Below are 26,563 nucleotides of genomic sequence, written 5' to 3' on the forward strand. Positions count from 1 at the left end.
TATCGTTTTGCCAAATTAGTTTTAGCGACCAAGTCTAAAGCGGGATTCATGCTCTATTTGACTTATCGTTTTTAGCCTACTTCGTCCAAAACGAAAGTCTATTAATAATTTCTTCGCGAGTTGACTTAAGACTAGCCGTGTAGTAGCTCCCGCGTGCAAGTCAAAAATGAAAATATTACCCTGATTGACTTACTCCTACCCGCATAGCTCCTCCCACTCGACAAAAATTAATCAGAGAGGAGGTTGTTATTAACGATTTCACGCTTATTTTATTCTTATTTAATGATTTGAATCCTCATAACGCGCTATAATAAATGTATATAGCAACCACTATGCGCAAGAGGCAAACCCTCTTGTGTGAGTTAGATTATTCAGGTAATCACTTTACCTTATGGGGAGGCGAAGAAATGGCAAACGAAAGAAATGTGAGCAATGAAACAGAAACCATGAAGACCGCACAGAAAGGTGCCTTTTTCCAGACGATTGCATTTCAGAATCTTGCAGTAAACCTGGTGATTCTGTTAGCAGTTGTGATTGTTACCATCATTCTGGTTAACAGTATGAAAGGCATGATGAATACTGCGGTTGTGGCCAGCACAAATGAAGTTGACACTCTTATTGCAGAAGGAAAACTCAAACAAGCTACTCTTCAGATAGACGGTAGTCTTAGTGCACTTATAGGTGCAGCTTCTATGGAGAGTGTAGATGATGAAACTTTGCAGGGATACGCAGATACTCTTAAGGCTGCAGAAGCACAGATACCTGAGCTCACCGAGTATCTCAGTACCAGCCTTTGGGTTACTCAGGTTGCTGATGGCGCTGAGCAATATGCAGCTCTTGAAAACTCCCTTAACGCATTTCTTGCTGATGCAAACTCTATAATGGAAAGCTGCATGGCAAGGGACATGGAGCCTGCTTTCGCTGTTCTTTCTTCAACTTATTATCCAAATATGACCAGCATGAACGCTGCTTTCGATACTGCCGAGGCATCAATACAGGGTCTGTCAGTTGGTTTAGGTGCCTACCTTCAGCTGACTCTCAACGATGGTACCAAAAAGGCTGTTATCGGAATTATAATTATCATTCTCTGCATAGTTGCAGGTCTTGTACTTAGCATTGTCAGAATCAGTAACAAGATCAGTGCCATCTCTAATGAAGTTGTTGGTATCATCGACAACATCAATGCCGGAAAGGGGGATCTTACCACTCGTGTAAGAACACAGACCAAGACAGAGCTTTGGTCAATTGTGGATGGAATCAACCAGTTTATAGGCACTCTTCAGGGTATTATTAAGGATGTAAAAGACGGTACTGTTGTACTTCGTACTTCTGCCGATGAGATGACTGACCAGATTCAGAAGGCAAGTGATAACATCACAAATACTTCAGCTGCTCTCGAGGAGTTGTCGGCAAGTATGGATACTGTTTCTTCCACAGCCGATCAGATAGGCGGGCGCCTTGAGGAAGTAAAAGACGCCGCTGACGAGATCAGACGGGAAGCTGCAGAGGGTGCTCAGACCGCAATCTCCATTAAGAACGAAGCAGATGAGATCAAAATCGCAGCAACTCAGAAAAAAGAGAATACCGGCGCCAAAATTACAGAGCTTAACGAAGTGCTTCAGATTTCTGTTAAGGATAGTGAAAAAGTTTCCCAGATCAATGAACTTACCAATGTCATTTTGGACATCGCTTCTCAGACAAACCTCCTTGCTCTCAATGCTTCTATCGAGGCTGCAAGAGCAGGTGAAGCAGGAAAAGGTTTCGCCGTTGTTGCTGAGGAAATCAGCGCCCTCGCTGAAAACAGCCGCCAGACAGCCGGCAACATTCAGGTTATCAGTAATGAGGTTACAACCGCTGTTAAGAGCCTTTCAAACAACGCTCTTGAGGTAATCGATTTCATCAACAATACCGTTATCGCAGACTATGATTCTTTCGTGGAAACCGGAGACAAATACGAACAGGCTGCAATTATGATGGATGACATGCTTGAGAAATTCACAAGTAAGGCTGACAACCTCAACACCATTATGGATCGCATGGCTGATTCCGTTGAATCCATCACCGAGTCGGTTAAGCAAAGCTCAGAGGCCATCGGTCTTTCCGCTACTAACTCCACCGAGATTGTTGGTGAGATCCAGGGTATCGATAATGCGATGAGCGAGAATAATAAGGTTACAGAGAGACTGAACCAGAGTACAAGTATTTTTGAGAATCTGTAATAAAAAAGATAACATACAAGAAATGCTTCGCAGCATTTAAGGTGAATTTAAAAATATCGTTTGCTTCTTCATAAAGAAACATAGGTAAATAACTTATAAACCGGTAATCGCCTAATAAAATTAGGTGGTTACCGGTTTTCTACGCCATTCTTTTAGAATTTGTATGACTTGATTTTAATTCATCAGGCCGCTAGGTCGCATGCTATTCCTGATCATGCCCTGCCGTAAGCTGAGCGAAGTCTCAGGTGTGTATTCGGATTGTCGGCGCTTCTAAGGTGTGAGTCGATGCTTCTGTCAGAAGTTCTGGTCTCCTGGCTTGCAACCGAGGTGCTCATGAGATCACTTGAGAGGCTGTTTAGCATCTCGCGAAGAAGTGATCCCTGTCCGGTGTAGGAAGAGATGATGCTGTCTTCATCAGAAGTATCAAGAGATGCTACATCTGAGCCAAGCGATGAACTTATCGCATTTGCTGAGCTTCTATTGTTCGAGCCGGATGCCACTGATGACACTATGCTCTGCAGGTCTTCTGACGAGTTATCAAGTAAACTCTTGTAGCCTGAGTAATTGCCGATTGCGGAAAGTGCTGTATCCGTGAGCGCACTGAGTGCTGAATTGCCCTCACCATCCTCGGATCCGACAGCTAGATTAGAAAAGAGTCCCGATGTGAAATCCGCCTTATCTGTAAGGGAGTTGTCGATAGAATCCTTCATCATCGCAGTGTAGAGGTAATTCTGGAGAATCAGGTTGCTTCTGGCTTCGCCCTCTGCTGTGCCGTCAGATGCGGCACCGGCGATACCTATCAGCCTATCCTCTGCCTCCTTCGAAAGGTCACTAACAATGGCCTCTGCAGAATCTTCGGAAGAAGCTGTCTGCCCGAGAAGATCCGACTTCATAACCATCCCAAGTATGCTTGAAAAAGAGTTGGCACTTGCAAGAGCACTTGTGGCATCAGCTGTATCAAGTGAGCTTCCGATGCTCGCCAATGCGGATGCGCTTCCAAGAGCCGAACTGCCTCCGAGCAGTCCTCCGGACATGGAATTAAGCGATGTCAGATTACTGTAATTTGAAACAATTGAAGATAGATAATCGTAGTCCATGACTCCCCCAAAAAACTTTTTTCAGTAGAAAAGTGACTTTTTACCAACAAGATTGCAGATTATCTGGCTTTCCCCAAAACACAATATATTGTGTTTGCCATGAATGTATTATACCACAAATATGGTTTTTGTGGTTGATGAAATTTTGGATTATTTAAAAAAATCGGAGACCAAATTAGTAAGCAGCCTCAACTGCCGCCTTGTCCACAACCACGATCGGTTCGGTCACTTCTTCACCCATGCTGTTGAAATAAGTTATCTCGGGGACGATGTCCTCGGCGGCGTACCAGGTCTCTGACATGAAGGTTTCCTTCTGAATTTTGGCCTGTTTTTCCAGGTCATAAATGAGTTTAAGGCAAGCAGGGCCCTGGAGTGGATTGCACTCAAAGTCTGCATTGATATTACCATCGAGTACATTTTTAAGTCCGTTCTTGCAGGCGTCGAAAGAAATTATTATCATGTCGCCGCCAACTCCGTAGCTGATACCGTGCTCGTCGAGGCTCTTCATGATCCCAAAGGCCATGTTGTCATTCTGGGCCACGATCACGTTGAACTCGCCCTTATATTCCTCGCAGAATTCATCCATGACGCGTTTTCCGCCCTCCTCGGTGAATTCGCCGTCCCAGGAGTCAATGATGTTCCAGGCCTCGTACTCGATATACTTGTGAAAACCGGCTGAGCGCCCGTTTTCCGCTGAAGAGCCCTCATTTCCCGTAACCTCTATAATATTTATCTCCTTGAGGCCTTTTTTTGCTGCATAGTTTTTAAGCCACTCGCCGGCGGCCAGGCCCTCATCTGTGAATTCAGACCCGAGCCAGGTGACGTATTTCTCGGAATCATCAATGGTTCTGTCGATTACAATCACCGGGATCCCGGCCTCTTCCGCTTTTGTAAGGACTTCTTCCCAGCCTGTGGAAACTATGGGATCAATGACGATGTAGTCAACTTTTTTGTCAACGAAGCCGGAAACGGCTTTTATCTGAACATCGATGTCGTTGTCGCAGTCAATGAAGTCGAGCTTTATGCCATTTTCCTCAGAAAGTGCCTGTTTCACCGAATTTGTGGACGCTATTCGCCAATCGGATTCGTGACCAACTTGCGCGAAGCCCACTGTGATCTCGCGGCCAAGGAGCTTGTCTCCCCTTCCTTTAGGCGCTTTACAGCCTGAAATAAGGCACGCCATCGCAACAAAAAATATCAGAAACGCGATGCTTCTGCCTGTGAATGCGCCTGACTTTTTCAGTTTTTTGAAATAGCTCAGAAGTCTTCTGATCGGCGTACTTTTTCTCTTTTTTACATAGTCGCTGAATTGGACAACTTTTGCATCCATTTGTGATTCCCCTCATGGCGTCTTTTCACAAACTCATATATATCGCAAAAAAATAAAGACGCTACCAATATTATGATAGCGCCTTGTATATGTTAATACTATTTAATTTCTATTAAAAATTCCTCAAAATACTGCAAAGTCTGAGGATTTTTCAGGCCTCGAATTTTTATTACTTAACAGTAACCTTGGTGATGTGGGGGTTAACGCCCTGGTACCAGTAGAGGAAGCCCTCCATGTCAACCTTGTCGCCAACGTTAAGTGCCTCAGCAGCCTTGTAAACGTCGGAGTCCTTGTCGCAAAGGTAGGACTCAACTGTGAAGGTGTAGGTATTTCCATCAGCAGATACGTTGAAGTAAAGGTCGTCGCCCTGAGAGCCTGATCCGTCATAGTTGTAAAGGAAAGCAACTTCGTTGCCGTCAGCGTCTTTGCTTGCTTCTACAGTCATGTCTGTGAAAGATACGAACTCGTTCTGGTGGTCGATGATAGAATCGCTTGCAAGGTCAGCTGTTACATCTTCTGCCTCAGCAACAAAGCTTCCGTCCTCGATCTCGTAAGTTGCATCGATGATCTCAACTTCGCCTTCCCACTCTGTCTTGTAACCGGTAACCTTGATCTTGGTTCCCTGCTCAAGCTTAGCGTAGTCTTCCTCAGAGCAAGGCATGTTGTAAAGGAAGTATGCACCATCTTCAGCCTGTGTGTAGAAAGTAGCAACGCCTACGCCGTCTTTCTCCCACCAGCCCTGCTTAGCCTGTACATAGGTCTCAACTGTAACCTCCGCATCAAGATCAGCAGCAGCAAAATCATCATGGCTCATAACATCGCCTGTTGCAGCTTCTGTGTCTTCTGCTGCGTCTGTTGCTTCTTCTGTTGTCTCTTCTGCTGTTTCTTCTGTTGTCTCTTCTACTGTTTCTTCTGTTGCTTCTGTTGTCTCTTCTACACTCTCTTCTGTCTCAGCTGCATCAGCTGCTTCTGTGCTCTCAGCCTCTGTAGCTGTCTCTGCGGGAGCTTCTGTCTTAGCCTGTCCGCATCCGATCATGCTTACAGCAAATGCAAGTGTCAATAATGTTGCGATAGTCTTCTTTTTCATAATTTTTTCCTCCTGTAATGGTCAGCTGCCGGGTTTGTGCTGTTGTATGCGCACTTGGCTCACTGCCGTTATCTGTTATCGCCGACTATTATATCACTCTATTGGTGAAAAAACTATTCTTTCGAAATCTTGCCACTTTTCCTCGAATAGAAGAAGTACGCGCCGATCAGTACCCAGGCGCCAATCAATATCCTGATGAGCCACTTGGATTCCTCGGGAAGTTCGCCGAGGTCTGCTTTGCCGGCGTTTACTGCGCTGCCGGAATCAAGGTGGTAGAGGCTTCTGGTGTCATCGTAGAGCTTGACGATGAAGTCGTCGTCCACTTCTTTCTTTCTGCGAACCGACTTGGTGACATTCTCGATTAGCGCACCCGCTGCATCTCGAAGCGAGGTGGAGCCGTTGAATACACTGGTAACAAAGGTATAGCGCTGGTTATCAAGAAGAAGCTTTGTAGCAGCAATTTTCACATCATAATATGTGCTGTTATCCTCACCTGCTCTATTCAGGTAGTCCTTATATTCAGCAGATTCCTGAGCTTTTGTGGTGACAGGAACATAGCCTTCTGTCTCGGCATAAGCCATTTGGACATCATTCGTCAGCATGTACTGCGCAAAAAGCCAGGATGCAAGCACAACCTGCGGATCCTCTTTATTGAAGATGCAGATAGAGGGGCCCTGGGAAATCATTGCGTAGCGGCCACCAGCTGCCTTAATACTGTCATCCAGAAGCTCTCCATCTTTCGAGTAGTACTGCGGGATGGGATATACTACGGTTTCAAAGTCCACCACTTTGTCTTCCGCGATGTCGCGGAGCGGTGCCTTGGAGCCCATCCAGGTGGAGCCTGCGGTTGAGTCGACTGCAAATATGCACTGGCCGGCATTCAAGAAGTTTGCGGGATATCCGGAGATCTTGAAGGTTGAGAATGCACCGGTTTTCGCATGCTCTGCTATTGTCATGAGGGAAGCCTTGGTATCATCACTGAAAAGTTCGATGTCCCCCTTATCATTCGAGTAGCCTGCCCCCTGCTGTTTCAGCATCTGTATCATCATGTTATCGGTGGATTTATATATAAAAGGTATCATGACCTTCTGGCCGTTTAGCTTGTAGGTGCCATCCTCGTTTTTCGCAAGGGCTGCCTCGGAAACTTCCCAGACAAAATCCCAGGTGAGGACCTCCGGCATCTCAAAGCCAAGCTGTTCTACAAAGTCTTTATTGACATAGCAGGCCTCGGTTGAGCGCATATACGGGATCGCGTAGTGGCTGCCTCCAATCTTGCACTCTGATAAAAACTCAGGAACAATCTCGTCAATGGTCGGAGCGTCGTATTTCAGCTCGCTGCCGCCAAGTCCGTATTTTTCATCTGCGAAAAGATCGTCCAATGGCTCAACTGTGTCCGCGCCGGTCATGTAAGTCGCGATATGATCGGGGTAGGTTATGCAGACATTGGGCGTGGTATCTGTCGCGATATTTGTAATTACGTCATTATATATTTTGCCATAATCCGTGTATAGTCGGATTGTTACATCCACATTCGGATAAAGCTCCTCAAAATTCTTGATCGCTTTTTCGTATATTCTTGTCTGGGTTTTGTTGGTATCATTCTTTGCCCAGAAAGTGATTTCTATTTTCTTGTTCTCATCAAAAGATTCCGGTATCTCGAATCCGCGGGCTTCTTTACTTCCGTGGCAGGCTGTCAAAGCAAGTCCGTTTATGGCAACTGTAAGTACCATAGCGGCTGCAAGCGCAATTTTCTTTATGGATTTTTTGTTGCAAAAATTCGGCATCATCCCTTCGTACCTCCTCTTGCAACTCCGGCCATGATTTTCCTTCGAAATACAAGGAACAAAATCATCAGCGGTACGGAAATTGCCACCACTGCTGCCATCATGGCGGGGATATTTTCACGGCCAAAGCCGTTTTCACGTATCTCCTGAATTCCGTTGGAGACGAGAAAATAGTTGGAGTCGTCAGTGATGAGTCTCGGCCAGATGTAAGAATTCCAGCACTCGATGACCTTCAGGATTGTGATGGTGATGAGTGTGGGCTTTGCAATCGGAATCATGACGCGCCATAGATAGCGCATGTCGCTGGTCCCGTCTACCTTTGCTGCTTTGTAGAGTTCATCCGGAATCTGCTCGAAGTTTTCCTTAAGAAGATATATGTAAAAAACCGAGATGACCGACGGCAGCACCAGGCCGGGGAAGGAGTTGCGCATATTCAGGTCGGTGATTGTGACATAGTTTGTGATGATGACGAGTTCATTTGGAATCATCATCAGTGATAAAAACAGCGCAAATACCAGGTTTTTTCCGGGGAATTCGAGTCTTGAAAACGCGAATGCGGAAAGAACCACGATTACAAGCATTATGCCCGTGGTAACCACCGTGAAAATGAAGGTGTTTATCAGGTATCTTCCCAGAGAAACTTCCGTGAACGCGCTCACATAGTTTTGGAAAGTGGGCGATGTAACGATGAGTCTCGGCACGTACTCGCTGTTGTAGGAACTGTAGCTTTTAAAGGATGTGAGAATCATCCAGTAAAAAGGGAACAGTACAATTAGGGCCCAGAAGGTCAGGAAAAGGTATTTCACAATTCCCTGGGCTATTGTGGCGGCCCGGTCGCGGGCTTCGATTTTTTCGTAATTAAGGTCATTCATTGGGTGTACCCCTCATCCGGCACTTCGTGCCACCTTGTCTTCGCTCCGCTTCGGTCGGCGCTAAGCCAACGTCCCCCGGACGTTGAGCGCCCCCAAGGGGAAGGCTCTTTCTATTTTATTGGTAATATACCGTCTTCTCGCTGACGAGCAGGTTGATGACGGTGATGGTGAATACTATGGCGAACAGGATGATCGCTGCAGCCGAGGCATAGGACGGGTAGCCGCCGCTGTTGCCGTAGAGCATGTCGTAGATGTAGCCTACGATTGTGTTCATGCCTGCCGCGTTGAGGTCGGTCCCAAAAAGCGCAACCTCGTCGCTGTATGCTTTGAAAGCCCCGATAAATCCGGTGATGACCAGGTAAAAGATCATGGGCGAGATCATCGGGAGCGTGATTTTCGTGAAAATTCTCCACTTGGGAGTTGCATCTATCTTAGCCGCTTTGTAGTAGATGGGATCGACGGAAGCGAGATTGCTCGTCAGAATCAGGATCTTAAAGGGCAGCACGCACCAGATGGTGTAGAAGCACATGACGAACATTTTTGCCCAGTAGGGACCGTCGATGAAATCGATGCTTTCGCCGCCGAACGCGTTTATGAGCACGTTCACCATGCCATCGGTGTAAGCGGTTTTCTGGAAAAGGATCATGAAAACAAGTCCCACCGCCAGAGTGTTAGTGACGTAGGGAAGAAAATAGATTGTCTGGAAAAGCTCCCTCAGTTTGTCAATTGAGCTGAGGGCTATCGAAATAATCAGCGCAATACCTGTGGAAAGCGGCACTGTTATAATCACAATGATGAAGGTGTTTTTCAGAGCCTGTATGAAATACGGGTCGTGCAGAACGTAGGAATAGTTGTAGGTTCCGAGCCCGAAATAGCTTTGCGATGCAAAGTTGTAGCCCTCCTCAAAGGAGTACACAAATACGTCTATCATCGGATAGACGAGGAAGGCTCCCAGGAATATGATCGCCGGCAGAAGGCACAGCCAGGCGGTTAAGGTCTGTTTCTTATTGCTCACCGGATTACTTCCTCCGTTTCAGCGTCAAAAATGTGGACCTTCGTGGGCTTTAGTCTGAAGCAGACTTCGCCTCCGATGAACTGAGGACGTGTCTCCGAAGGGATTATCGCTCTTATCACGGTTCCTTCAAAAGCCTCGTGTGTACAGATGATGCTGGTATCACGCCCCATTACTTCCATTTTTCTGAATTCGCAGCGAAGGGTTCCAAAAAAATTATCTGTATCATTCTCGGACAGGGCTTCGAAACCCTCAGGTCTTATAGCAACGTAGCACGGTCTGATTTCCGAGCTTCCGGCACCATTGGCATTTTGGGATATTTCTCCCTTCTCACAATTTCTTCCGGCATGCCCGCAGAGGTCCTTCACATCCATCACATAGTCTTTTCCTATGAAAAGTGAACTGCCTCTGATCTCGCCCTTGAAGACGTTGATCTGGGGAGACCCCAGGAATTTCGCAACAAAGAGGTTGTCCGGATAGTCGTAGACATCCTGAGGCGCGCCGTACTGCATGATGCAGCCGTCCTTCATAACTACGATGGAGTCACAGATGCTCATCGCCTCTTCCTGATCATGGGTTACGAAAATTGTGGTAATTCCGGTCTCTATCTGAATTCTCTTGAGCTCCTCTCTTGTCTGAAGGCGGAGTCTTGCGTCAAGATTTGACAAGGGCTCATCCAGAAGGAGGACTCTTGGCTGCTTAACAAGTGCTCTCGCAATCGCAACTCTCTGCTGCTGTCCGCCCGACATCTCGGAGGGTTTGCGGTCAAGAAGGCTCTCAATCTGCACAAGCTTTGCGGTCTTAAGGACTTTGCTGTTCATCTCGTCCTTGGTGAGTTTGTCCTTTCCGCGCAGGTTCTCAAGTGGGAACCGAATGTTTTCACGCACGTTAAGATGTGGGTACAGCGCATAATTCTGGAAAACAAGCCCCACTCCGCGATTTTCAGCCGGAAGCTCTGTCACGTCATCATCTCCGAAGAAAATCTTGCCGGAAGTCGGTTTTTCAAGGCCGCTTATAAGGTTAAGGACCGTACTTTTTCCGCAGCCCGAAGGACCGAGGAGCCCAATGAGCTTCCCGTCCGGGATTTCGTGGTCGAAGTTATTTACGGCGATGACGTCGCCCTTTATTTTTTTGTTTCTGTTTGGGAATTTTTTTGTTAGATTTTCTAAAACTATTTTCATACTTGCCCTTATCCGTCTGCTTTGCAGACAACTTGTGGTCCCCTCATCCGTCTGCTTCGCAGACACCTTCCCCCCAGGGGAAGGCAATTAATTATTCCTCCCCCAAGGGGAAGGCTAAATCATTCTTCGTCGAATTTGATTTCCGGGAACCCGGCCGCGTAGTACTGCGAAAGGAAGCTTTCGCTGTCGCGGTTCATGATGAGTTCCTGCGGGAAATGGATTTCCTCAAGCATTGATATCGCTGTGGGAAATCTTCCGACATCTGTCGCGATATGAGCGTCAGTGTTGACACAGATGCTTACCCCAAGCTCTGCGCATCTTATGGCGATTTCCTTGCATCTGTCCATAACGTCGCCGCTCCAGATAACACTGTGCTCATTTATCTCGATCGGTTTGTGTAGTTCTTTTGCCCGGTTTAGGACTTCGTCGGTTTCAAAAGGTATTCCGGCGCGGCCTATGTGTCCGAGCATCAGTATTTGCGGATCTTCCAGAACGGTGATGTACATCTGAGTCGCCTGGTTTTTAGTGATGCCCTGAAGTCCCCATTTTCCGTGCACACTTGCTATGATAAAGTCCAGGTTCTCTGTCGCTCTGTGAAAGAGGTCTTTGTCTTCCTTGTAGGGATCGCCTACAATTGATCTTTTTATAGGAAGTCCCATTCCAAAGAGGTAGCCCTCGGGATTGACTATGTCCACCTCGCATCCGCGAAGGAGTTTAACGCCATGCCAAAAGCGTTTCCAGCACCCCTGATTGGTGAAAAACTGGTAGGAGCGCAGATCCTCGTCCTCTGCAACGACCATGGAACTGAAATGATCGGTGCTGGCAAGAAGCTCCAGTCCTATGGACTCGGCCTCCCGCACGTTCTCCTCGATGGTTGAGTAGGCGTGCGCCGAGTATAATGTGTGGGTGTGCAGGTCACATTTTATGGTTAGCATTTTCTCCTCATCCGGCACTTCGTGCCGCCTGTCTTCGCTCCGCTTCGGTCCGCGCTGAACCGACGTCCCCCGGACGTCGAGCGCCCCCCAAGGGGAAGGCATAGAAGGCATATTATTGTTTTATTCTATCGTCGTTAGTTCTCCGCTGTTGAAGCCGACGGCGTATTTGCCGATTCCGACTCTGTCACGGACAGGAATTTCAAATTCTATTTCTCCGTTTGCCCTGGTGTATACTTTTTCGAAGCCGACAAGCTCAAGGTAGTCATGCGCTTCGTCTGGCAGTCTGTAGACCTGGATTATCTCCGCGCCATCCTCATCGGATTTGTTGGTAAGCTTGCCGCAGGCCATGCGCCGTCCGGTGTTGAAGGACAGCTTCGATATCTCAAAATCGGAGTAGGTCAGTCCGTATCCGAAAGGAAACTGCACGGGAATATTTTCCTTGTAAATGTGGCGATATCCGATGTGGAAACGCTCTTTGTAATGAACCATCTCAGTGTCCCCAAAGTCACCTATACTGTGGGCTGAGCAGTCTTTTTCCGATTTATAAAAAGTCTCCGGCAGGTGTCCGCAGGGATTGATGTCCCCAAGGATAACCTCTGCGAGCGCGTTTCCGCCCTCCATGCCATTATAATACATCCACACAAGTGCTTTACACTTATCAAGCCATCTTGTCATATCAACGGCGCCGCCGCCTATCATGCAAACGATGGTGTCGGGGCGTTTTTCCAGGAGTTCTTCCAAAAGTTCATCCTGCTCGTAAGGGAGCTTTATATTCTCTTTGTCCTTACCCTCGAGGTCGATATCGTGATTTAATCCGCCTACGAAAATTACATAATCATAGTCATCGCAGGCAGCAAGAGCTTCGTCTCTTAGGTTTTTACGAAGCTTTGAAAGCTCTTCTTTTTCTTTTGCATCTTCCGCAGAGTCCTTGGTTTCCTCAATGTCATCAAGGCTTGTAGCCTGCCAGTTTGTGCCCTCATAGCTGAAAATCGCTTCCTGAGAGCTGGCGTAACCCCGCAGGTAGTCGACCTTTGCCGCTCCGCCGATTCTTCCCTTAATTCCAAGAAGCGGAGTGATTTCGTAAAGGGCCTTGATTTCTGCGCTTCCGCCGCCGTTTGAATGGGTGCGATTTGCATTTTCGCCAATTATAAGAATTCTCTTATTCTTTATTTCGTATCGTGAGAGAGGAAGGTGCTTGTCTTCATTTTTCAAAAGTACGATGCTTCCCCTTGCGATGTCAAGGCAATCCTGTCTTGCTGCAAATGAGTTGTAGGGCGCATCTTTCCTGATCATCACGTCCTCATCAAGCATGTTGAGGCGAAGCATCAGGATCAGAATGCGAATTACCTTGCGATCGATTATTTCCTCGTCGATTTCGCCGCTTAGAACCATGTCCTTTAGCGGCTTCGCGAATTTGTAATTATCAAAATCGCTTGTGACGGACATATCCAGGTCAATTTCCGCTTCGGCAGCTTCTTTGGTATTGTGAATGCCGCCCCAATCGGAGATCACGAGTCCCTGGAAGCCCCATTTTTCCCTGAGAATCTCATTCAGAAGGAGCTTGCTCTCGCAGCAGTATTCGCCGCGCAGCTTGTTGTAGGCAGCCATGATGCTGTAGGGATTTGCGGCGTCTATGACATCCTTGAACACCTGGAGATACAACTCATCAAGAACATCGTCGTCGATTTCTTCATCGACTTCAAGCCTTGCAGTTTCCTGGTGATTCAGGGCGAAGTGCTTCGGGCATGCGGAGACATCCCAGCTCTGGACGCCTTTTATATACTCCGATGCCATCTCGGAGGTCAAGAAAGGATCCTCGCTGAAATATTCAAAGTTTCTTCCGCAAAGCGGCGACCTTTTGAGGTTCATGCCTGGCGCAAGGATTATATCTTTACCGCGGCCTCTGGTCTCCTCGCCGAGAACGCTTCCGGTTCTGCTTGCAAGGTTTTTGTTCCAGGTCGCTGCAACCGCGCTGTTGCAGGGAAGATAGGTAACATAATCGTCAGTGTTTCCTACCGGAATCCAGTCGTCTTTTTCAAACTCCGCGCGAACTCCCATGGGGCCGTCGGACATTACAAGCGGCGGTATCCCAAGTCTCGGTATTCCCTTCGTTTTGAAGAGTTCGTTTCCGTGGATCATCCCGATTTTTTCATCCAGGGTCATCGCCTCTAAAATTTCTTCCGCGCGATATTTTAAAGTTTGAATGCTTCCTTCCATAATATGCCCTTCCGATTATAATAATCACAAATTACGGTTTTATCCATAATAATCTTAGCACACCGGCGCTGAAGTATTCGTTAAATAACTATAAAAAAGTAGCGTTTTTCCGTTTATGAAAAGATTATATTCCTCAGTTTTCTCGTGGCAACTCCGGTGCCGTAATCAACTCTCTGAGTCAGCATAAGGAAGGTTGTTCCGCTCTCGGGATCATTGCAGAAATAGGGGCCAAGCCAGCCATCCCAGCCGTACTCGCCTTCGCCTGCGATTATTCCGGCTCTTCCGGGATTCTTCATTATGCGCATAAGATTGCCGTAAGAAAATCCGCCGAGGGCGCTCCAGGTTTTCATGTCGTTTTGCTGCTCATCTGTAAGCTGAGCTCCTGTCATGAAGCGCACGGTATTCTTTGTGAGGATTTCTTTTCCTTCAAAAGTTCCGCCGTTCATGAGCATTCTTGCAAAGTTCGCATAGTCGTCAATTGTTGAGAAAATGCCCGCGCCGCCTGATTCGAAGGCATTCTTTTTTCCATCGTCGCGGATACCAAGGTTGTTGCCGCTGTATCTGACAGGTGCTTCGCCGTAGCAATCATAGGCAGTTGCGAACCGGTCCATTTTTTCCTCCGGCACATAGAATCCGGTGTCCTTCATGTTAAGCGGCTCAAAGATGCGCTCCTTCAGGAAGTCTCCGAACTTCATTCCGGAAGCCGTCTCTATTACAGCGCCAAGTACGTCGGCGCTTGTGCCGTAGCGGAAGTGGTCCCCGGGTTGGAATTCAAGCGGAAGTCTGCCCAGGCGCTCAGCGAATTCCATAGTGCTCATCATGTTATCGGTGGGAAGTCTGTCAATCAGCTCGTTATAAAGCTGACCTGTTGTGATCTCCGCCGCCGTGTTGTCGAAGGGATAGACAAGCCCTGAGGTCATGTCGAGAAGGTCCTTTATGAACATCGGCCGATCCCATCTCACGGGCCTTCTTACTCCGCCTTCAACTATTTCCTGATTTTTGAAGCTCTCGATGTAGTTTCCGACAGGCTCGTAGGGCTCAATTATTCCGTCCTGAATGAGGAGCATCGCTGCCGCCGCAGTTATTGGCTTACTCTGGGAGTAAAGCCTTACGATGGTGTCACGCTTAAACGGCTTTTTTGCTTCAAGATCCGCAAAACCGGCCTCTGCGTACATTTCTTCCTTACCATCCTTCAGGACAAGAGCATTTAAACCCACCAGCTCTCCTGAATCTATGATTCTGTCAATACATTCTGTGAATAGTTTTTTCTTGTCTCGCATTGTGTCTCTCCTTACTTTTTCCTAAATACCGGAATTGATTCAATCGGAGCTTTTACAGTAATTGTCTGCGCGCCGTCGTAAATCTTGCCATCTCTTATGTCTTCCCACTTTCCTTGAGGAAGATATACCTGTCTCTCAAACTGATTCAGTTCAAGGATCGGAGCAACCAGGTAGTCGCTTCCGAACATGTACTCATCGTAGGTTTCCCAGCACTTTTCGTCATTCGGGAACTCATAGAAAAGTGTCCTGATTATAGGTGAGCCGTTTTTGCTTGTTTCTTCAAAAAGTGACTTTATATAGGGCTTCAGCTCATGTCTTAAATTCAGCTGATCCTTCATTATCTTGAAGTTGTCTTCGCCGTAGCTCCAGAGCTCATTGTCCTGGCCGGTGTGAAGATATCCGCCGCCGAAATCTCTGTTATCAAGCGGAGGAATGTCATAGGGACCTCTGTCTCCGTGGATTCGGAGGATTGGTGAAAATACCGCAAATTCAAACCATCTGATAAGGAGCTGTCTGAAATCGGGATCATTCACATCGTCGGTCATGAAGCCGCCGATGTCGGTTGTCCACCATGAAATTCCGGCAAGTCCCATATTGAGGCCTGCAGCGATCTGGTCCCTTAATGCTTCAAAAGTACTCGGTACATCTCCGGACCAGACAACATTTCCGTACTTCTGGCTTCCGGCCCAGGCTGAGCGGAGGAGGTTGACTACCGGTGTATTCTGCTCTTTTTTCATGTTGTCGTAGAAGGTGCGGCTATAGCACTGCGGATAGATGTTGCTGACTTCCAGTGCCGATCCCATGTAGTACCTTAGGGCGTCGAAGTCATACTTGATAAGGTCGGGCTCAGAGTTATCGAGCCAGAACATGTCTATTCCGAAATCATAGTAGTTCTTCTTGCAGACCTGCCATACATAGTCTCTGGCCTCAGGATTGGTCGCATCGAAAACTGTGCAATCACCCTGATAATCATAGTTCTGAAGTCCGCCTCTTTCGTTTTTCACAAGGAGTCCTTTTTCCAACATGTCGTAAAAGTGCTCGCTGCGCTTGTCGACTGAAGGCCATACGGAAACCATGACCTTGATGCCCATGCTGTGGAGCTCGTCCACCATCGCCTTGGGATCAGGCCAATAGGTCTCGTCAAATTTCCAGTCGCCCTGGACGGTCCAGTGGAAGAAGTCGATAACGATGCAGTCGATCGGCACGCCCTTCTCCTTGCAGGTGCGGGCTACGGTGAGGACTTCCTCCTGTGTGCGGTATCTGAGTTTGCACTGCCAGAGTCCCAGCAGCTCGTCAGGCATTTGCGGCGCACGGCCGGTCACTTCGGTGTAATTTTCAATAATCTGTCTTGGTGTGTCCTCAGCTGTAATCCAGTAGTCAAGCTCCTTTGAGGCCTCAGTCACCCACTCGGTGTAGTTGTTTCCGAAGGTTACACGGCCTACGGCCGGATTGTTCCATAAAAATCCGTAGCCAAGGCTGGATACTGCGAAAGGTACAGACACCTGTGAATTTCTCTGCTCGAGGTCGAGGATGCATCCCTTCAGGTCCGTGTAGGGCTGCTGGTACTGTCCCATTCCAAAGATTTTCTCGCCGTCGTTACTCTCGAATTTGAGTGTGATGCGGTAGTCGCCGCCCACATGCGGCTTGTAATCGCGGTTAATGTATTTAAGGCATCTTGATTCCTTTGACTCGGTTCCACCGTAGCAGCGAAAATACTCGCGAAGGAACATCTTTTCATCTTTATAAAAAGTTATTACTCCCGCAAAGTTCACGGTTGCCTTGATCTTGCCGTTTTCAATGCTTGCAAAAGGGCCGTCCTCGCGCTCTGTTATGGAGATTTCAGCGGTTTTATCGCTTTTGCAATTGTCATCAACTGTCAGCGCCCAGTTTCTTCCGGTGAACTCCGGATACATCGTGCTTCGAACTCTCAGTGAATTCTTGCCCCAGGGCTCTATTCTCAGTGTTTCCCCCTGTCTTTTTGCTATAAGTGCTCCTTCTTTTTCAAGAAATATCATGTCTTTCCTCCCTCGTACTGAAAACTCTTTCTAATTTTTGCCATTCAATTTTTATTGAACAGTTCTTTATTCATTAAATATCTTAATAACAAACAGCCTGCCTTCTCGCACGCTGATTTCGGCGATATTGCCATCAGGAATTTCATTGGAAACTCCAAGCGGAAAATCCGAGATAATGTCCGCATCTTCAATGTTATATTTTGCATTTTTTATTGTTACGCCGTGGGCGTCACCGCCTGCCGCCAGCACTGAGAAATACTTGCACTTTTCGGATATTGTGAATTTTCCCGACACTACTCCAATCTCCGAGTAGTCATCTAAGATGATTCCCGATAATCCCTTTGAATTCAGCATTAGCAAAATTGCGAGGTTTCCAAGTGTATGGTCAAATCTTTTTCCAAGCGCGCCAACTAGTACAAACTCAGTAAAACCGCGGTTTATTGCTTCCTTTACGGCGTAAACGGTGTCTGTGTCATCCTTTTCTGTGGGCAGCACTATGGTTTCTACATCTAATTCGGGATTTTCATGGGAATCGAAGTCCCCCACAATTAAAGAAGGCTTGAAACCAAGCCTTTCCATGTGAGAAAGTCCGCAGTCGCAGTAGATGAAAAAATCATCATCACTGAGGCGCCCGCGGACAAACTCATAGTTTTCAATTGGTGATCCCCCAACTACAACACATCTTTTCATAAATCCCCCACAACTTCTCACTCCACGTTTCCATCGAGTTTCAGCGAATCCGTGACATAACATTTGTAACCATTCTGCGTACAGAATTCACTGATTTTATCCACAAGCCTCATGTCGTTCGTGTACTCAATCATGAATACCACAAGGCCTTCTTTTTTCGCACGGGCCAGATACTCCGTGTAATATTTTCTGTCAAATGCGGTCTGCTCGCCAAACTCGCCCTTTTCATAATCCAGGATCGTACTGAAAACCGACTCCTGGTTGATTCCGGCGATGATGTCCTGTTTGTCCTCATCCATTAGCTGCGACACAAACGTATCTCCGCCGTTTACAATGATTGGAAGATGGTACTTGTCGTCAAGCCTCTGAAGTATTTTCACAATTCCTTTGTAGATCCAGGAATGCGGATACTTGTAATATACGTCCAGATTATCTATGAAAAATCCATCAACTCCCTTTGCCACATACTGAGCAGCAAGAGTATCACAAATAAAATCCTGCCAGGACTCTTCGGATACATCGACCCAGTATTCTCCGGGCCAGTTTTCATACTCAGCAAGTGTTATATCTGAAAAAGTCTTGTAGTAATCCCTGAAATCCTCAAGGGAACCTACATTCAGGTAGGTGTATATCCGCCTGCCGGCTTTTTTCAAAGAGCCTATATCCTCTGCCGTAAGATACTGCGCGTCAACCACCGCAAGGCCAATGTTGGTGTCGCCGTCGAGCTTCTTGTGGAGCTGCTCCGCGCTCGCGCCAATGTAGACGCCGTAGCCCCTTGGCCCATCGGGAGAATCAATGTCCACCACGTAGCCGGCATGGGCAATCTGCGGGATTGCGATGAAAACGGCTATGAGCACACCTGCTGCCATACGTATCGGCCTGTTTACCGAGGCACTTTTTATATGTTTAATTAAACTTATCAAATCTTTCATAAAAACTCTTCTCAATTATTGCCTCTCTCATGCATTTTTTGATAGTAAAATATGTACTGCTGTATGATGCCGGCGTTTTCACCATATTCCGGAAACGGATTGACTCCGCCAAACTCTTCATTGATAGCACGTTCAATCCAGACATCCACCGGGGCTCTGCCCATTCTGGCATATGCAAAAAGGCAGATGCAATTGGACACCTTTTTTCCTACTCCGTGAACTTCCATGAGTTTCTCAAAAAGAGTTTCATCATCGAGGGAATCTATTGCTTCTAGGTCGATATCACCATTGCAGACTTTTCTGATTGCATCGAGCACGTAGGGAGCCCTGTAACCAAGCCCGCACTCCTTCAGATCTTCAAGGGTCGCCGTTGCCATCTGATAAGCGGTGGGGAAGGCGTAGATTTCGGTATCGTCTTGCTGGGTCTGACCTGCTGTAGTTACTCTTGTTCCAAATTTTCTGGAAACGGCCTCTACCGCGCTAGATATTGCCGGGATGCTCTTTCTCTGCGAAATTATGAAGGATATCAGCATCTCCCACTTATCTTGTTTTAGGATTCTGAGGCCTCTACCAAAATCGATGGCTTTATCTGAAAATGCGTATTTTCCGCGCTCTTTTTTGGATATGTCCGCATAATTTCTTTCGAAATCAAAGTATGGTTCCCAAATGGATTTCCACTCCTCTTCAGAGCAGGAAACTTCGTAGGTGTTTGCCTTATCATATAGTTTTTTAATGTGTACTACATTCTCGCCGGTAATAAATCTGAATATCCCGGGAGCCGTTTCTTTTACGCGGAAACACTGTCCGCTCAGCTGTATTTTCTTAAGGTCGAAATCATCTGTAATTGTTATGTTCATATTATGCTTGTATTACTCCATTAATTTATAATCTGAAAGGGCTGGATTTTCCAGCCCTTTCAATAATATTCATATCACTAATCATCCAAGTCCAATCACTTCACTGCATCCAATATCTTCTGTGCATTATCACTTGTGATCTTTACGTAGTCGCAGCCGATATAGTTCTCGTTGCTCTGGCCTTTGATGTAGTTGATAGCTGCGTCGGCGGCACTGTGAGCCTGTGAGAAATGATCATTAAAGACTGTTCCTGTCATCTTGCCGTCGATAACATCTTCAAGGGCTTCCACAAGGGCATCCACACCTACAAGATAGATGTCGGTTCCGACTGTTCTGCCGGCATCTTCGATGGATTCAAGGGCGCCGAGGGCCATTGCATCGTTGTTGCAGAATACAACTTCAGTCTCGGGATGAGCCTCAAGTGCATCAGCAACAAGATTCTTTGCCTGCTGCTTATCCCAGTTGCCGACTCCGCTTGTAAGGCAGTTAACATCCATTCCTGCGTCCTGAAGTGCCTTTATTGAAAAGTCTGTGCGATACTGTGCGTCGATATTCTCAGGATCGCCCTGTATCATGATATAGTCGACTTTACCATTCTTGTTCATGTCAATTGTATCCATACCAAGATCTGAGATGATCTCGCCCTGATAGGTTCCGGATTGGCGGGCATCACAACCTACATAGCATACCTTCCAGTTGTTATCTCTCCATCTCTGTTCTTCTTTGTTATCGGGCTCACGGTTAATGTATACAAGCGGAATATTGGCACCGACTACGAGATCAGTTATATCGGAAGCTGATGAAGTACTTACCGGATTCACAATGAGTACGTCCACTCCGTTCTTTATGAAATCCTGAATCTGTGCTGTCTGCACTGCCTGATTACCCTCGCTATCAACTATGCTTACGTTGTCAGCGGAAAATCCCTGTGCAACCATGTAGCTTTTAAGCTCATTTCTGAAAAGAGACATAAAATCATCGTCGAACTGATAGATGCAAATTCCAACCTTCTTATCAATAAGGCTGGCTGCTTTGGCATCATTTCCGCCTGCAGCTGTAGTAGTATTGTTCTCTGAAGAAGTCTGCTGTGTTCCTGCTGTCTCATTGTTTGTATTACCTGATGAACAGCCTGATATCATCGATACCATAAGTGCTGTCACGATCATAATACTTACCAGTTTATTTTTCATAATATTGTTGTCCTCCTGTTTTACCCCTCATCCGGCACTTCGTGCCACCTGTCTTCGCTCCGCTTCGGTCCGCGCTGAACCGACGTCCCCCGGACGTCGAGCGCCCCAAGGGGAAGGCTTCATATTGTTCAATACTTCTTCTCCGGATACTTCTCGTAGAATGCTTCCTTCTCGCGAAGCATCTGTTTATTCGCATGGCGGAGAGAGCGTCTGATGTCTCCCTCAGTGTCGTCATACTCATACCCTATAGCAAAATAGACTCCGTCAGGATCGCTGCACCTCTCGCGCAGCTTCTCAATCTTATCTGTAAATTCAGTCTTATCTATGTTCTCGCAGACAATAGAAAACTCCTCGCCGCTGGATCTGAAGACCTCTGTTTCATCGAAGATTTCTCTGAGGATCTGACCCGCTTTTTCAAGAGCCTTATTTCCGGCGTCATGTCCGTTTTTCTCATTCAGATACTGAAGGCCGTTCATCATGCAAAACGCAACGCCAAAGGGCTCTTTTTTCCACTTAAGGAGCTCGGCAAATTCGTCCACTGTGCGATTCATAGCCGCTCTGTTTCTAACACCCGTGAGCAAATCAACGCTTGTCAGCCACTCAAGGCGCTTTAAGAACTGGCTGTTAGCCATCTCCGATGACAGGAAAACCGAGAGAATCTCCAGTGTATCCTTTATCATGTTTGCATTATCAACGTTAAAGTTTGTAAGAAGAATATATCCCACGGTCTCAAGCCTTTGCTTTAAAGGCACCAGGCAGAGACTTTCAGCGTTTTCGCTCTTTAAAACCTTCGCCCACCTGGGAGCAATCTCTTCGATTCTTTCTATCTCCGCTTTATTTCTCATGATAAAGCAGTCACTCTCACCGACGATCTCACCCCAGGATTCCGCTATGTCATAATGAACCTTCATATAAATCTGCTCAGCCCAGAGAATTCCTTCCTTATGGTCCTGACTGATTATCTCAGCCTTTTTCTTTTCTTTATTCAGGGAAATTACGCATACGGAAGAAGCATCCGTAAACTCGCGAATGTCCTTAATTACCTGTCCCAGATTGGTCTTAAAATCGTGATCCGTACGAAGCTCAAGGCAGCTCTTTATCACAAATCCCGCAATTATCGGCGACAGAGATGAAAACTTGCCGGCATCCATTTCCTTTGTAAGCTCATAGATATACTGGCAATATCCAACGCTTTCGTCCTCCTCCTGTTTTAGCGGCAGAATTATGTTGTCTGTCCAAACTCCCAGGGACTTTGTGGTATCTACATAGTTGTGGAATTTTTCTCCCTCAAAAGCAGCCTTAATGCACATATTTTCAAATTCCGGCTCCTTTGGAAGATATTTGGTATAGGAATCTCCCTCCACATTTTCTCCGGTCATGCTGAACTTATCATTAGCAGCAAAAATCTGGACATCCTTTGCAGTTCCATCCTCATTTCTTGTAACTGCCAAAATTGCACACGGATTCTCAACAGATTCAGCTATAATCTTGTACTTATCATACGTGCTGCATGCCGGATTCATCAGGATACCTCCTATCCTCGTAGTTATGATTATTTTACCATACTTTTTAACGAGAAATAGTTAAATAATCATAAACAAGCCTCTCCCCGTTTAAAGGGAGAGGCCTTGAAATTCATTTCATTTATTTGAAAAATCGGGCATTTTCCAATATCAAAATCAGTTCTTAACGATCATCTTACCGCCACGCTTTGATACAACGTCGAAGATAACGGCTGCAAGAAGAACGACACCCTTAACCACCTTCTGCATGTTGGCATCAACACCCATAAGTGACATACCAAGGTTGATAACACCCATAAGAACCGCACCGACGATAACTCCGGGAACAGTACCAATTCCGCCGTATGCAGATGCACCACCGATGAAGCAGGATCCGATAGCGTCCATCTCGTAGTTCTGACCATATGTAGGCTGAGCTGATGTAAGACGAGCGATTGTGATCATTCCTGCAAGTGCTGCAAGGAATCCCATGTTTGTGTATGCAAGGAAGTAAACTCTGTTTGTATTGATACCTGAAAGCTTTGTAGCCTTCTCGTTACCACCTACTGCGTAGAAGTAACGTCCAACAGTTGTGTTGTTTGTGATGTAACCGTAAACAAGTACTACGATGAGAACCCAGATGAGAACTGTAGGAATACCCTTGTGCTGTGCAAGCTTGTAAGCGAAGAGAACGATTACAGCTGAGATAACAACAAGCTTTCCAACAAATGCTCCGAAGTGTTCTACGTCATAATTCTTCTTGGATCTCTGAATACGTGATGAAACCTGAAGAACGATGAATACTGCTGTTGCAACAAGTCCACCAAAGAGACATGTAAGGTTAAGTGTTCCGTTTCCGAAGATGTCGTGGATATAGCAGTCAGCACCGCCACCGAAAAGGTTAACGAATGTTGTCTTATCCTTGATGGAAACTGTAAGTCCGTTAAGTACTACGTTTGAAAGTCCTCTGAAAACAAGCATTCCTGCAAGTGTTACGATGAAAGGAGGAATTCTAACAAATGCGATCCAGAATCCCTGGAAAGCACCGATTGCTGTACCAAGAGCAATCATGATAAGAATTGCAAGCGGAATCGGGATGTTCATGTTAACCATGAGAGTCGCACCAACCGCACCTACGAAGCAGACAACCGATCCAACTGAAAGATCGATGTTACCACCGGTTAAGATACACAGGAGCATACCTGTTGCAAGTACGAACACATAAGCGTTCTGTGAAATCAAGTTACTAACGTTCATGGGAAGCAGAATTGCTCCGCCTGTTCTCCATGAGAAGAATGCAACTACTATGATGAGTACGATGATCATAGTATTTTTCTTTAAAAAGCCAAGAACCTGGTCCTTATTCATTATTTAACCTCCTTATTTCCGGATGACTGTAAAATCTTAGCCATAATCTTTTCCTGAGTAGCTTCTTTTCCATCGAGCTCTCCTACCATTCTGCCTTCGTTCATGATATAAATTCTGTCACACATACCAAGGATTTCGGGAAGCTCTGAAGAAATCATAATTACTGATTTGCCCTCAGCTACCAGCTGGTTGATGATGCAGTAGATTTCGTATTTAGCACCTACGTCGATACCTCTTGTAGGCTCATCAAGTATAAGAATATCAGGGTCTGCGAACATCCACTTTGCAAGAAGTACCTTCTGCTGGTTACCACCGGAGAGGTTTCCTACGTTCTGTTCTACTGAAGGAGCCTTAGTCTTAAGCTTCTCCTTGTAGTCTACTGCTACACTGTATTCCTTATCTTTATCAATTACTGTCTTCTTACTTACCGCATCAAGATTAGCAAGTGTTGTGTTAATCTTGATCGGGTTTGTCAGGATAAGTCCGTTACCCTTTCTGTCCTCAGTAACATATGCAAGCTTGTGCTTGATTGCATCCTGTACAGTATTGAGGTGAACTTCCTGTCCTTTTATGAAAAGCTGTCCGGAGATGTTGTCTCCATAACTCTTTCCGAATACGCTCATTGCAAGCTCGGTACGGCCTGCACCCATGAGTCCTGATATGCCGAGTACTTCACCCTTCTTAACGTGAATGCTGACATCTTTAACAACTTTTCTATCGCTATATAAAGGATGGTAAACATTCCAATTCTTTACTTCCATCATGACTTCGTCGCCGACATGGTGTTCTCTCTTCGGGAAACGGTCTGCTATTTCACGACCAACCATGCCCTTGATGATTCTGTCTTCTGAGAAATCATCAACGCCCTTCGTCAGTGTCTCGATTGTAGAACCGTCACGGATAACCGTAATCTTATCTGCAACGTAAGAGACCTCGTTGAGCTTATGAGAGATGATGATTGATGTAAGTCCCTGCTCCTTCTTGAGCTTAAGCATAAGATCAAGCAGAGCCTTGGAATCTGTCTCATTAAGTGATGATGTAGGCTCATCGAGAATAAGAAGTCTTGCATTCTTTGACAGTGCTTTTGCAATCTCAACAAGCTGCTGTTTACCAACACCTATATCCTTAATCTGTGTCTGTGCGCTATCCGGTAATCCAACGATATCAAGATATTTGCGAGCAAGATCGCTGGTCTCATTCCAGTTAATCTTAAACTTAGCTCCTCTCTCGTTTCCGAGGAACATGTTCTCCGCAATTGTCATGTAAGGAATAAGTGCAAGCTCCTGATGGATAATAACTATTCCTTTTCCTTCACTGTCCTTAATGTCGTTAAACTGGCACACATTTCCGTCATATATAATATCGCCCTCGTAGGTTCCGTACGGATATATGCCACTAAGAACATTCATCAGTGTAGATTTTCCTGCTCCATTTTCACCTACCAGTGCGTGAATTTCGCCTTCTTCAACCTGGAGATTTACGTTGTCCAGGGCTTTCACACCGGGGAAGGTTTTGGTGATATTTTTCATTTCCAGTAATATCTTCGCCAAGTTAACCCCTCCTTTTCCAAATTATATTCTTCATTGTTTAAAACACCCTAATTCCATTCTTCTATTGTTTGTTGCCTTGCTTATTACATAAGTAGTTCACCGGACTAAAACTGCTCGCCAGTGAATTTCTCAATATTTGGGCGGGTCCTGTTCGAACCCGCCCGAAAGATAATTCAGTTCAAATTACTTGAGGTCGTCCTCTGTGTAGTAACCAGAGTCGATAAGAAGCTCTTTGTAGTTGTTAACGTCTGCAAATACAGGCTCGCAAAGGTATGAAGGAATAACTCCTGTGCCGTTGTCGTATGTCTTTGTATCGTTAACAGGTGCTTCTGTGCCCTTCATGATAGCGTCAACCATCTCAACTGTCTTAGCTGCGAGGTCACGAGTATCCTTGAAGATAGACATTGACTGCTTACCAGCGATCATGTTCTTAACGTTTGCTACGTCACAGTCCTGACCAGTGATGATCGGCCAATCGCCTGTGTAGTTAGCCTCGAGTGAGTTTGTAACACCGAGTGCTGTGGAGTCGTTAGAGCAAAGAACTGCGTCAAGCTTTGTGCCATCTGCATAGTTAGCAGAGATGATAGCATCCATTCTGGACTGTGCTGTCTCTGTTGCCCAGTTAGCTGTTGCAACGTTATCGAAGTCAACCTGACCAGACTTAACAACGAGCTTACCCTCGTCGATATAAGGCTTAAGAACGTCTACAGCACCGTTGTAGAAGAACTTAGCGTTGTTGTCACCGGGATCTCCTGTGAAGATCTCAAGGTTGAAAGGACCATCAGCGTTGTCAAGATCAAGCTGATCTCTGATGTACTCACCCTGCTTTGTACCTACCATGTAGTTATCGAATGTTGCATAGTAGCTAACAGCGTCTGAGTTCATGATAAGACGGTCATAAGCGATAACAGGAATGTTTGCTTCCTTAGCCTGTGCAAGAACTGTTCCAAGTGAATCACCATCGATTGATGCGATAACCAGAACCTGTGCACCTGAGCTGATCATGTTCTCGATCTGAGAAACCTGAGTTGCGATATCGTTTGATGCATACTGAAGGTCTACTTCATAGCCAGCGTCCTTGAGCTGAGCTTCCATGTTTGCGCCGTCCTGGTTCCATCTCTGGAGATCCTTAGTAGGCATTGCAACGCCAACCTTGCCGCCGCCTGCTGCAGTTGTATCAGCAGCTGCTTCCTCAGTTGCCTCTTCTGCAGGAGCCTCAGCAGCTTCCTCAGTTGCCTCTTCTGCAGGAGCCTCAGCAGCTTCTTCTGTAGCTGTCTCAGCTGTGTCAGTAGTAGCAGGAGCAGATGTGTTTCCGCCGCCGCATCCAACAAGCAGTGATGCAGCCATTGCTACTGAAAGAAAAGTACTAACAAGTTTTCTCTTCATTTTTGTTTCCCTCCCTATTGAGAAATTATCTTGCGGGGATTTGTTCCCCGTCGTTTACG

General features: G+C 46.3%; 20 protein-coding genes. 1 reads left to right on the top strand and 19 read right to left on the bottom strand.

Going from position 1 to position 26,563, the window contains the following annotated elements; translation table 11 throughout:
* Window positions 1–407: 407 nt before the first annotated feature.
* Window positions 408–2,219 carry a methyl-accepting chemotaxis protein gene (locus BLR42_RS04405; protein WP_170832630.1) on the top strand — a complete coding sequence of 604 codons (1,812 nt, stop codon included), beginning with the start codon at window positions 408–410 and terminating at the stop codon, window positions 2,217–2,219.
* 212 nt (window positions 2,220–2,431) lie between these two features.
* Here BLR42_RS04405 and BLR42_RS04410 read toward each other — a convergent pair whose 3' ends face one another.
* The 19 genes from BLR42_RS04410 to chvE all read right to left on the bottom strand — a co-directional run bounded on the left by BLR42_RS04410 (window position 2,432) and on the right by chvE (window position 26,504).
* Window positions 2,432–3,316: a hypothetical protein gene (locus BLR42_RS04410; protein ID WP_091866976.1), complete on the bottom strand. Its 885-nt coding sequence runs from the start codon at window positions 3,314–3,316 to the stop codon at window positions 2,432–2,434.
* Between the two features lie 175 nt (window positions 3,317–3,491).
* Window positions 3,492–4,646 (bottom strand): ABC transporter substrate-binding protein, encoded by a 1,155-nt coding sequence (locus BLR42_RS04415; protein ID WP_242879185.1) that lies wholly within the window; start codon window positions 4,644–4,646, stop codon window positions 3,492–3,494.
* 169 nt (window positions 4,647–4,815) lie between these two features.
* Complete coding sequence (locus BLR42_RS04420; RefSeq protein WP_091866978.1) at window positions 4,816–5,733, bottom strand: hypothetical protein; 918 nt, start codon at window positions 5,731–5,733, stop codon at window positions 4,816–4,818.
* A gap of 113 nt (window positions 5,734–5,846) precedes the next feature.
* Complete coding sequence (locus BLR42_RS04425) at window positions 5,847–7,520, bottom strand: ABC transporter substrate-binding protein (RefSeq protein ID WP_242879188.1); 1,674 nt, start codon at window positions 7,518–7,520, stop codon at window positions 5,847–5,849.
* On the bottom strand, window positions 7,517–8,389 hold the full coding sequence (locus BLR42_RS04430) for a carbohydrate ABC transporter permease (protein ID WP_022761012.1): 873 nt from the start codon (window positions 8,387–8,389) through the stop codon (window positions 7,517–7,519). Before BLR42_RS04430 ends, BLR42_RS04425 begins: the two co-directional genes overlap by 4 nt.
* A gap of 115 nt (window positions 8,390–8,504) precedes the next feature.
* Window positions 8,505–9,404 carry a carbohydrate ABC transporter permease gene (locus BLR42_RS04435; protein ID WP_242879190.1) on the bottom strand — a complete coding sequence of 300 codons (900 nt, stop codon included), beginning with the start codon at window positions 9,402–9,404 and terminating at the stop codon, window positions 8,505–8,507.
* Window positions 9,401–10,582, bottom strand: a complete 1,182-nt coding sequence (locus tag BLR42_RS04440) for an ABC transporter ATP-binding protein (protein WP_091866980.1) — start codon at window positions 10,580–10,582, stop codon at window positions 9,401–9,403. Before BLR42_RS04440 ends, BLR42_RS04435 begins: the two co-directional genes overlap by 4 nt.
* Window positions 10,583–10,701: 119 nt before the next feature.
* On the bottom strand, window positions 10,702–11,517 hold the full coding sequence (locus BLR42_RS04445) for a PHP domain-containing protein (RefSeq protein WP_091821877.1): 816 nt from the start codon (window positions 11,515–11,517) through the stop codon (window positions 10,702–10,704).
* A 120-nt stretch (window positions 11,518–11,637) separates the two neighbouring features.
* On the bottom strand, window positions 11,638–13,734 hold the full coding sequence (locus tag BLR42_RS04450) for a glycoside hydrolase family 3 protein (RefSeq protein WP_091866982.1): 2,097 nt from the start codon (window positions 13,732–13,734) through the stop codon (window positions 11,638–11,640).
* 113 nt (window positions 13,735–13,847) lie between these two features.
* A complete protein-coding gene (locus BLR42_RS04455) occupies window positions 13,848–15,014 on the bottom strand; it encodes a serine hydrolase domain-containing protein (protein ID WP_091866985.1) in 1,167 nt (388 codons plus the stop codon).
* An 11-nt stretch (window positions 15,015–15,025) separates the two neighbouring features.
* Window positions 15,026–17,029 carry a glycoside hydrolase family 31 protein gene (locus tag BLR42_RS04460; protein ID WP_091866987.1) on the bottom strand — a complete coding sequence of 668 codons (2,004 nt, stop codon included), beginning with the start codon at window positions 17,027–17,029 and terminating at the stop codon, window positions 15,026–15,028.
* Between the two features lie 66 nt (window positions 17,030–17,095).
* On the bottom strand, window positions 17,096–17,719 hold the full coding sequence (locus tag BLR42_RS04465; protein ID WP_091866989.1) for a thiamine diphosphokinase: 624 nt from the start codon (window positions 17,717–17,719) through the stop codon (window positions 17,096–17,098).
* Between the two features lie 17 nt (window positions 17,720–17,736).
* The gene (locus tag BLR42_RS04470; protein ID WP_139165103.1) at window positions 17,737–18,651 is read right to left on the bottom strand and encodes an endo alpha-1,4 polygalactosaminidase; all 915 of its coding nucleotides are present in this window, start codon (window positions 18,649–18,651) and stop codon (window positions 17,737–17,739) included.
* An 11-nt stretch (window positions 18,652–18,662) separates the two neighbouring features.
* Window positions 18,663–19,508, bottom strand: a complete 846-nt coding sequence (locus tag BLR42_RS04475; protein ID WP_091866993.1) for a DNA-3-methyladenine glycosylase family protein — start codon at window positions 19,506–19,508, stop codon at window positions 18,663–18,665.
* A gap of 95 nt (window positions 19,509–19,603) precedes the next feature.
* Complete coding sequence (locus BLR42_RS04480; RefSeq protein WP_091866995.1) at window positions 19,604–20,698, bottom strand: substrate-binding domain-containing protein; 1,095 nt, start codon at window positions 20,696–20,698, stop codon at window positions 19,604–19,606.
* Window positions 20,699–20,826: 128 nt separating this feature from the next.
* Window positions 20,827–22,221: a GGDEF domain-containing protein gene (locus BLR42_RS04485; RefSeq protein WP_091866998.1), complete on the bottom strand. Its 1,395-nt coding sequence runs from the start codon at window positions 22,219–22,221 to the stop codon at window positions 20,827–20,829.
* 156 nt (window positions 22,222–22,377) lie between these two features.
* The gene (gene mmsB, locus BLR42_RS04490) at window positions 22,378–23,568 is read right to left on the bottom strand and encodes a multiple monosaccharide ABC transporter permease (RefSeq protein WP_022761000.1); all 1,191 of its coding nucleotides are present in this window, start codon (window positions 23,566–23,568) and stop codon (window positions 22,378–22,380) included.
* Window positions 23,568–25,118, bottom strand: a complete 1,551-nt coding sequence (gene mmsA, locus BLR42_RS04495; RefSeq protein ID WP_091867000.1) for a multiple monosaccharide ABC transporter ATP-binding protein — start codon at window positions 25,116–25,118, stop codon at window positions 23,568–23,570. The genes mmsB and mmsA overlap by 1 nt, the downstream gene beginning before the upstream one ends.
* A 183-nt stretch (window positions 25,119–25,301) precedes the next feature.
* On the bottom strand, window positions 25,302–26,504 hold the full coding sequence (chvE, locus tag BLR42_RS04500) for a multiple monosaccharide ABC transporter substrate-binding protein (protein ID WP_091867002.1): 1,203 nt from the start codon (window positions 26,502–26,504) through the stop codon (window positions 25,302–25,304).
* Window positions 26,505–26,563: the final 59 nt, after the last annotated feature.

The sequence above is a fragment of the Butyrivibrio sp. INlla16 genome, from assembly GCF_900104155.1.
Lineage (GTDB): Bacteria > Bacillota > Clostridia > Lachnospirales > Lachnospiraceae > Butyrivibrio.

Coding starts and splice junctions, on each gene's coding strand:
- mmsB (WP_022761000.1), bottom strand. CDS start 23,568: ATGAATAAGGACCAGGTTCTTGGCTTTTTAAAGAAAAATACTATGATC.
- BLR42_RS04410 (WP_091866976.1), bottom strand. CDS start 3,316: ATGGACTACGATTATCTATCTTCAATTGTTTCAAATTACAGTAATCTG.
- BLR42_RS04405 (WP_170832630.1), top strand. CDS start 408: ATGGCAAACGAAAGAAATGTGAGCAATGAAACAGAAACCATGAAGACC.
- BLR42_RS04475 (WP_091866993.1), bottom strand. CDS start 19,508: ATGAACATAACAATTACAGATGATTTCGACCTTAAGAAAATACAGCTG.
- BLR42_RS04455 (WP_091866985.1), bottom strand. CDS start 15,014: ATGCGAGACAAGAAAAAACTATTCACAGAATGTATTGACAGAATCATA.
- BLR42_RS04465 (WP_091866989.1), bottom strand. CDS start 17,719: ATGAAAAGATGTGTTGTAGTTGGGGGATCACCAATTGAAAACTATGAG.
- BLR42_RS04415 (WP_242879185.1), bottom strand. CDS start 4,646: ATGGATGCAAAAGTTGTCCAATTCAGCGACTATGTAAAAAAGAGAAAA.
- BLR42_RS04440 (WP_091866980.1), bottom strand. CDS start 10,582: ATGAAAATAGTTTTAGAAAATCTAACAAAAAAATTCCCAAACAGAAAC.
- BLR42_RS04425 (WP_242879188.1), bottom strand. CDS start 7,520: ATGATGCCGAATTTTTGCAACAAAAAATCCATAAAGAAAATTGCGCTT.
- BLR42_RS04450 (WP_091866982.1), bottom strand. CDS start 13,734: ATGGAAGGAAGCATTCAAACTTTAAAATATCGCGCGGAAGAAATTTTA.
- BLR42_RS04460 (WP_091866987.1), bottom strand. CDS start 17,029: ATGATATTTCTTGAAAAAGAAGGAGCACTTATAGCAAAAAGACAGGGG.
- BLR42_RS04445 (WP_091821877.1), bottom strand. CDS start 11,517: ATGCTAACCATAAAATGTGACCTGCACACCCACACATTATACTCGGCG.
- BLR42_RS04430 (WP_022761012.1), bottom strand. CDS start 8,389: ATGAATGACCTTAATTACGAAAAAATCGAAGCCCGCGACCGGGCCGCC.
- BLR42_RS04480 (WP_091866995.1), bottom strand. CDS start 20,698: ATGAAAAATAAACTGGTAAGTATTATGATCGTGACAGCACTTATGGTA.
- BLR42_RS04470 (WP_139165103.1), bottom strand. CDS start 18,651: ATGAAAGATTTGATAAGTTTAATTAAACATATAAAAAGTGCCTCGGTA.
- BLR42_RS04485 (WP_091866998.1), bottom strand. CDS start 22,221: ATGAATCCGGCATGCAGCACGTATGATAAGTACAAGATTATAGCTGAA.
- BLR42_RS04420 (WP_091866978.1), bottom strand. CDS start 5,733: ATGAAAAAGAAGACTATCGCAACATTATTGACACTTGCATTTGCTGTA.
- chvE (WP_091867002.1), bottom strand. CDS start 26,504: ATGAAGAGAAAACTTGTTAGTACTTTTCTTTCAGTAGCAATGGCTGCA.